Origin of the sequence: Rhodoferax sp. (assembly GCF_039922535.1) — a bacterium.
GTDB lineage: Bacteria > Pseudomonadota > Gammaproteobacteria > Burkholderiales > Burkholderiaceae_C > Rhodoferax_B.
The window spans coordinates 1-6,885 of record NZ_JBDTEM010000031.1; the positions used below are offsets into that span (position 1 = coordinate 1).

General features: G+C 64.9%; 5 protein-coding genes and 2 pseudogenes. 4 read left to right on the top strand and 3 right to left on the bottom strand.

What is annotated here, in order from left to right; translation table 11 throughout:
* Window positions 1-123 (top strand): annotated as a pseudogene (locus tag ABI213_RS01295) (3-oxoacyl-ACP reductase); the annotation flags it as partial.
* Here ABI213_RS01295 and ABI213_RS01300 read toward each other — a convergent pair.
* The 3 genes from ABI213_RS01300 to ABI213_RS01310 form a co-directional block, all read right to left on the bottom strand.
* Window positions 120-1,616 (bottom strand): NAD(P)H-hydrate dehydratase, encoded by a 1,497-nt coding sequence (locus ABI213_RS01300; protein ID WP_348007707.1) that lies wholly within the window; start codon window positions 1,614-1,616, stop codon window positions 120-122. The pseudogene ABI213_RS01295 and the gene ABI213_RS01300 overlap by 4 nt on opposite strands.
* Window positions 1,617-1,671: 55 nt before the next feature.
* Complete coding sequence (locus ABI213_RS01305; protein WP_348007723.1) at window positions 1,672-2,925, bottom strand: D-amino acid dehydrogenase; 1,254 nt, start codon at window positions 2,923-2,925, stop codon at window positions 1,672-1,674.
* 93 nt (window positions 2,926-3,018) lie between these two features.
* The gene (locus tag ABI213_RS01310) at window positions 3,019-4,389 is read right to left on the bottom strand and encodes an amidase (protein ID WP_348007708.1); all 1,371 of its coding nucleotides are present in this window, start codon (window positions 4,387-4,389) and stop codon (window positions 3,019-3,021) included.
* A 176-nt stretch (window positions 4,390-4,565) separates the two neighbouring features.
* On the opposite strand from ABI213_RS01310, the gene rpsB reads away from it, so the two are divergent.
* From rpsB to ABI213_RS01325, 3 genes and pseudogenes are all read left to right on the top strand, one after another.
* Window positions 4,566-5,324 carry a 30S ribosomal protein S2 gene (gene rpsB / locus ABI213_RS01315; protein WP_348007709.1) on the top strand — a complete coding sequence of 253 codons (759 nt, stop codon included), beginning with the start codon at window positions 4,566-4,568 and terminating at the stop codon, window positions 5,322-5,324.
* A gap of 92 nt (window positions 5,325-5,416) precedes the next feature.
* Window positions 5,417-6,337, top strand: coding sequence for a translation elongation factor Ts (gene tsf, locus ABI213_RS01320; RefSeq protein ID WP_348007710.1), 921 nt, complete (start codon window positions 5,417-5,419; stop codon window positions 6,335-6,337).
* Between the two features lie 142 nt (window positions 6,338-6,479).
* Window positions 6,480-6,885, top strand: a pseudogene (locus ABI213_RS01325) (UMP kinase); the annotation flags it as partial.

Here is a 6,885-nt window from a genome sequence, read left to right on the forward strand (position 1 = left end):
CCGGTGATGGACGTGGCCATCGTCGGCAAATCGGTGCTGTACATGGACAGCCTGCCGCTGGAGGCCAACGTGCTGTTTCACACGGTGATGGCCACCAAGATGCCCTTCGTCGGACGCGGCTAGCGTCGCGCCAGCGCGCTGGCCGTTAGCGGCACACCGAGAGGCCATCCATCCGCCGCCAAGCCGTGCGCGTACACCGCATCGCAGGCTGCAGCCATGGCGAACTGCCCCATGGCCAACCGGGCACCGACCATTCCGGCCAGTACATCCCCCGTTCCCGCAGTCGCCAGCCGTCCATTGCCCGTCGGGTTGATGTGGGGCATCTGGCTGGGCGCGGCGATGACCGTGCCTGAACCTTTCAATACCGCCACGCAAGCGAAACGGTCGGCCAGTTGCTGGGCGGCGCTGAGTCGGTCGGCCTGGATCTGGGTGGTGCTGCATCCCAGCAGGCGAGCGGCTTCCAGCGGATGCGGCGTGAGCACCGTGGGCAGGCCCTGGGCGGCACGGGCGCGCAACTGGGCCTGCAGGGTGGTGTCGGTGGCGATGGCGTTCAGCGCGTCGGCATCCAGCACCAGCCGGGCGGCCTCCAGCAAAACGCGGGGTAGCAGGGCGCGCACTGCCTCACCGCCGCCACAGCCGCACACCACGGCCAGGGCGTGCAAGGGCAGGGCGCTGGGGGCGCGGAACATCAGTTCGGGCTGCTCTGGGTGCACGCTCAGGCTGCCGCCGTCCAGCAGGCCGACGAAGACGCGCCCGGCTCCCGTGTGCAGCGCGGCGCTGGCGGCCAGCAGGGCGGCACCGGCCATGCCCGGCGCGCCACCCAGAATGGCTACGTCGCCGTAGCTGCCTTTGTGGCTGGCGTGGGTGCGGCAGGTGGGGATCGGCGCGCCGACCAGTTGGGCGGTAGGCGCCGTAAGGGCCGTGGGCGTGCTGGCGTTGCTAGTTTCTAGATCGTCCAGCCAGACCTGGCCTGCAGTATCGCGGCCGTGGCCGGTGAATAGGCCCGGTTTGAGGCCGAGCAGGCACAGCGTATTTTTGGCATAAATAGTGCTGCTACCGCTTATTGTATCTGCGCTGCCAGCTACGGATTGCATAGCAAAATTGCCGGTGTCGGCCTGCAGCCCGGTGGGCAGGTCGATGGCCAGCGTGGGTGCGGGGCTGGCGTTCATGGCGGTGATCCACGCGGCCATGGTGCCCGCTGGGGCGCGGCTGCTGCCGATGCCTAGGAGTGCGTCGATGCACAGGTCCTGGGCCGTCAGGGTGGTGGGTGGCGCATCGGCAAAAGGCACGCCAGCGGCACGGGCGCGCGCCAGGGCGGCCAGGCTGTCGGCGGGGGCGTTGACCTCCAGGCCTAGCCAGGTCACCACCACGGTTTTGCCGCGCAGGTGCAGCTGGGTGGCGGCCTCTAACCCGTCACCGCCGTTGTTGCCGGGCCCGCAGGCGATCCACACGCTGCGCGCATGGGGTGCCAGTGCCAGGGCCAGCCGCGCCACGGCCAGCCCGGCGCGCTGCATCAAGGTGTGGGGTGGTAACTGGGCCATGGCGCCCTGCTCGATGCGGCGCGTGGCGGCGGTGTCGAACAGGGGGTGGGCGCGGTTGGGAGTGATGCGTTGCATGGCCCGATTGTGCGGCGTTCCCTGTGTGCGGCGGTCCGTGGGGTCGCCTGGGGGCTCAGTGCCGCAGGCGCTCCAGCCCCAAGCCTTCCATGTCCAACTCGGGCGTACGGCCTGCCACCAGGTCGGCGGTGGCGCGGGCGCTGCCGCTGGCCAGGGCCCAGCCGTAGGCGCCGTGGCCCAGGTTCAGCCACACGCCGGGCAGGCCGCTGGGGCCGATCAGCGGCGGGCCGTCGGGCAGCATGGGGCGGGCCCCTTTCCAGATTTGCACATTGCTGGCCAATTGGGCCGCGCCGGGAAACCAGTCGTACAGCACCTTGTACAGCCGGGCGATGGCGGCGGAATGGTGGGCATCGGCCCGGCTGCCGATGTCGATGCCGCCCGCGACCCGCACGCGCTGGCCCATGCGGGCGATGGAGATTTGGTACTGCTCATCCACCACCGCGCTGACCGGTGCGTTCAGGGGTTCGCGGATGTGGGCCGACAGCGAATAGCCGTACACCGCCGCCAGCGGAATGTGCACGCCCAGCGGCTTGAGCAGGGCGGCGGATGCCAGTCCGGCGCATACCACCACGGCATCAAAGCGCCGCGGCGTCGCTTCATTTGCTATGGAAACCGCAGCTGCTGGCGCAGGTTCTATATGCGCTACCGTGCGATTGAACTCAAATTGCACGCCCAGGTGCTGGGCTGCTGCCTTGAGCTGCATGGTGAACTGGCGGCAGTTGCCCACGGCATCGCCGGGCAGGTGGATGGCGGCGGCCAGGGGCGTTTCTGGGTTCAATGCGGGTTCGCGCTGGCGTGCGGTTGCCGTGTCGATCTGTTGCCAGGCCACGCCCGCATCGCGCAGCAGTTGCAGGCCGGGCTGGGCCTGGGCCAGCGCGCTGTCGGTGCGCAGCAGCAGCAGGCTGCCTTCGCTACGGTCGTAGTCCAGGTGCAGCTGTTGGGTCAGGGTTTGCAGGCGCTCGGTGCTGTACCCGGCCAGGCGCTGCAGCCGGCTGTGCTGGGCCAGGTAAGCGGCGGGCTGGCTGGCGCGCCGCCATTTCCACAGCCAGGCGAGCTCGCTGCCGGTCAAGCCCCAGCCGAGCTGGAGTGGGGCATTGCGGCTGAACAGGCCTTTGGCAATGGCACCCAGCATGCCAGGAGCCATCCAGGGGGTGATGGTGCCGGGGGCGAGCAGCCCGGCGTTGGCAAAGCTGGCTTCTTCGGCGGCGGCGCTGCGGCGTTCAAAAACGGTCACCTGGTGGCCATCTGCGGCCAACTCAAACGCGGTGCTGGTACCCACCACCCCTGCGCCAATCACGGCGACTTTCATGCGGCACACGCCCGCATCTTCTCAAACTGCATGGAAAACCTAAATTTATATAAAAAGTGCCGTTGGCGCAGATATAATCTGCGCTGGTAGCTATTAAAACTGTAGTGTAGCCTCGGCCTGTAAAGCCACGTTCAGGACCGCATCGTCGTGCAGCGCGGCGTGCCACAGCATCAGGCCCACCGGCAGTTCGTCTGCCGTGTGGCAGGGCAGGGAGATGGCGCAGCCGTCCAGCATGTTCACCACGCTGGGGTTGCGCAGCAACAGGCCGTTGGTGTGGAAGAAGGCATCGTCGCGCTCTACGCCGGGTGCCATGTTGGCGATGGGCGGGGCGACGATGGGCACGGTGGGCGACAGCACGGCATCAAAACCCTGCAGGCGGGCTTCCATTTTGCCGATCCAGGCGCTACGGGCCATCACCAGCTCAGAGTACTCAAAGGCCCGCATCTGCGCGCCCCGCTCGATACGGGCCAGCACGCGCGGGTCGTAGGCGGCGCGGAGGTGGGGGCCGCGCGCCAACAGTGGGCGGTGCCAGATGTAGGCCTCTACCGCAGGAAAGCCGCCGGTGGCTTGGATGGCATGCAGCTCGCGCACTTCCTCCAGCGGAATGTCCACCAGTGTGGCCCCTGCGTCGCGCAGGCGCTGCAAGGCACGCTCGAACGCGCGGGCCACGGTGTGGTCCAGGTTGTCCAAAAAGCCGCTGCGTGCCACGGCCAGCCGGAAGCTGGACAGCGGGGCGGCACTGCGCACGACCTGGCGCTGGGCCAGGATTTCGTGCGCCAGCACCGCGTCGCGCACCGTGCGCGTCAGGGCGCAGACCGTGTCCAGCGTGCTGGACAGTGGCACGGCACCCGCCGTGGGCACCAGGCGGGCCGTGCTCTTGAAGCCGACGACGCCATTCAGTGCGGCTGGAATGCGGATCGAGCCCCCGGTGTCCGAACCCAGCCCAATAAAAGCCGCGCCGGTAGCCACCGACACCGCCGCGCCGGACGACGAGCCGCCCGGCACCCGGGGGACCGGCCCGTAGATGCGGGCCCCGGCCACCTGGTCGTAGCGCCCGTCCCAGGCGGCAGGGGTGCCGAAATGCGGGTTCACGCCGACACCCGAGAAGGCGAACTCGGTCATATTGGTGCGGCCCAGGAGGCTGGCACCTGCCGAGCGGAGTCGGGCTACGGCCGGGCTGTCTGCCGAGGCGGCAATATGGTCTGCCATGGCGGTGGAGCCCGCAGTGGTGGTGTCGCCGGCCACGTCAAACAGGTCCTTGATAGACACCGCCAGCCCGCCCAGGCGGCTGCCGGACATACCGGCCTGCTCGGCGTGGGCCTGCGCCGTATCGAAGCGGGACTGCAAAAATACATTTCGGCAGGCGGACGACTGGGCGATGGCAACCGACTGGGCCATTTGTGCGGCTGCCGTGGTCTGCCCGGACTGTAGGGACTGGAGGGTGGAAGTGAGGTCTGGGCGCATGGGAGGTGGAGGGAGTGTGCTAGACTCCTTGGGTTTTGCTGATCGGTCAAACGCGTAGTAATGCGTACAGGCTGTTCTGGTAGAACAAATCGCAAACCAGTCCATCAAGGTGTTGCTCTGTGCTTCAACAGTAGCAAAACGGACTGAATTTTAGACGCAACCTTTAGGAAAATACCATGTCCGTCAACATGCGCGAAATGCTCGAAGCCGGTGTCCATTTTGGCCACCAAACCCGTTTCTGGAACCCCAAGATGGCTCCGTTCATCTTCGGTCACCGTAACAAGATCCACATCATCAACCTGGAAAAATCGCTGCCGATGTTCCAGGAAGCGGCCAAGTTTGCCAAGCAACTGACCGCCAACCGTGGCACCATTTTGATGGTTGGCACGAAGCGCCAAGCCCGCGAAATCGTCGCCGGTGAAGCAGCCCGCGCTGGCGTGCCTTTCGTGGACCAGCGCTGGCTCGGCGGCATGTTGACCAACTTCAAAACCGTCAAGACCTCGATCAAGCGCTTGAAGGACATGAAGATCCAGCAAGAAGCCGGCCTGGACGCCATGAGCAAGAAAGAACAGCTGATGTTCGCCCGCGAAATGATCAAGCTGGAAAAAGACATCGGCGGTATCCAAGATATGGTGACCTTGCCTGACGCGATCTTCGTGATCGACGTGGGCTTCCACAAGATCGCCATCCTTGAAGCGCGCAAGCTGGGCATACCGCTGATCGGTGTGGTAGATACCAACCACTCCCCAGAAGGCATCGACTACGTGATCCCTGGCAACGACGACTCCTCCAAGGCTGTCGCTCTGTACGCCCGTGGCATCGCTGACGCGATCATCGAAGGCCGCAACAGCGCTGGCAATGACGTGGTCAAGGCTGTCGCTGCGGCTGAAAGTGCCGACGAATTCGTGGAAGTGAACGAGGCTGCTGCAGCCTAAGCGTTCCCCATGGCGCGGTGGTCTGCCGCGATCAAAGAGGGGCGCAAGCCCCCTTTTTTTTAACCAATTTTGTTTTGAAGACGGAGAAATATATGGCTGCAATTACCGCAAGCATGGTCGCTGAACTGCGTGGCAAAACCGATGCCCCCATGATGGAATGCAAACGTGCACTGACCGAGGCCGAAGGCGACATGGGCAAGGCCGAAGAGCTGCTGCGCGTCAAGTTGGGTAGCAAGGCGGGCAAGGCCGCTTCGCGCATCACCGCCGAAGGCGTGGTCACCAGTTACTTCGAAGGCAACACCGGCGCGCTGCTCGAAGTCAACTGCGAAACCGACTTCGTGACCAAAAACGACAGCTTCCTGGCTCTGGCCGCGGGTGCCGTGGCGCTGATCGCCAAGCACAACCCTGCCGACGTGGCGGCACTGGGCGCGCTGGCTTACGAGCAAGACGGTTTTGGCCCTACGCTGGAAGACGTGCGCAAGGGTCTGATCGGCAAGATCGGCGAAAACATGACGTTCCGCCGCTTCAAGCACTTCTCTGGCTCCAAGCTGGCAGGCTACCTGCACGGCACGCGCATCGGCGTGGTGGTTGAGTTTGAAGGCGACGACGTCGCAGCCAAAGATACGGCCATGCACATCGCGGCCATGAAGCCTGTCGCCTTGACCAGCGCCGACGTGCCTGCCGACCTGATCGCCAAAGAGCGCTCGGTGGCGGCCGCCAAGGCTGCCGAAGACGCTTCGGTGGCTGTGGCCGCTGGTAAGCCAGTTCAATCCGACGAGATCGTGGCCAAGCGCATCGAAGGTGGCGTGCAAAAGTACCTGAAGGAAGTCTCGCTGTTCAACCAGTCGTTCGTGAAGAACGACAAGCAAACGGTTGAGCAAATGCTCAAGGCCACCGGTACCACCGTGAAGGCGTTCACCATGTTTGTGGTGGGTGAAGGCATTGAGAAGAAGGTCGACGACTTCGCTGCCGAAGTGGCCGCCCAAGTGGCTGCTGCCAAGGCCACGGCGTAATTTCTCTGACCAGGACTTATGCGTAAGTCCTCTGTGCAGCAAGAGGCTTGCGCAGGGGCATCGCAAAAGTCCTTCTGACTCTTTACTGACCTATTTTGCCCCTACCATTAGCCATTTTTCCACCATTACGAGGACCTTTCCCATGACCCAAGCCCAACCAGCCTACAAGCGTATTTTGCTCAAGCTGTCGGGGGAAGCGCTGATGGGAGACGACCAGTTCGGCATCAACCGCGACACCATCGTGCGCATGGTGGAAGAGGTTGCCGAAATCACCCGTTTGGGCGTGCAGGTGGCGGTGGTGATTGGTGGCGGTAATATTTTCCGCGGCGTGGCGGGCGGCTCGGTGGGTATGGACCGTGCCACCGCCGACTACATGGGCATGCTGGCCACCGTGATGAATGCGCTGGCCCTGGCTGATGCCATGAACAAGGCGGGTCTGACCGCCCGCGTCATGTCCGCCATCGCCATCGACCAGGTGGTCGAGCCCTATGTGCGCCCCAAGGCCTTGCAGTACCTGGAGGAAGGCAAGGTCGTGGTGTTTGCGGCTG

What these genes read in the sequence shown, in the direction of transcription:
- ABI213_RS01305 (WP_348007723.1), bottom strand. Translation starts at nt 2,925, where the DNA reads ATGAAAGTCGCCGTGATTGGCGCAGGGGTGGTGGGTACCAGCACCGCG.
- tsf (WP_348007710.1), top strand. Translation starts at nt 5,417, where the DNA reads ATGGCTGCAATTACCGCAAGCATGGTCGCTGAACTGCGTGGCAAAACC.
- ABI213_RS01310 (WP_348007708.1), bottom strand. Translation starts at nt 4,389, where the DNA reads ATGCGCCCAGACCTCACTTCCACCCTCCAGTCCCTACAGTCCGGGCAG.
- ABI213_RS01300 (WP_348007707.1), bottom strand. Translation starts at nt 1,616, where the DNA reads ATGCAACGCATCACTCCCAACCGCGCCCACCCCCTGTTCGACACCGCC.
- rpsB (WP_348007709.1), top strand. Translation starts at nt 4,566, where the DNA reads ATGTCCGTCAACATGCGCGAAATGCTCGAAGCCGGTGTCCATTTTGGC.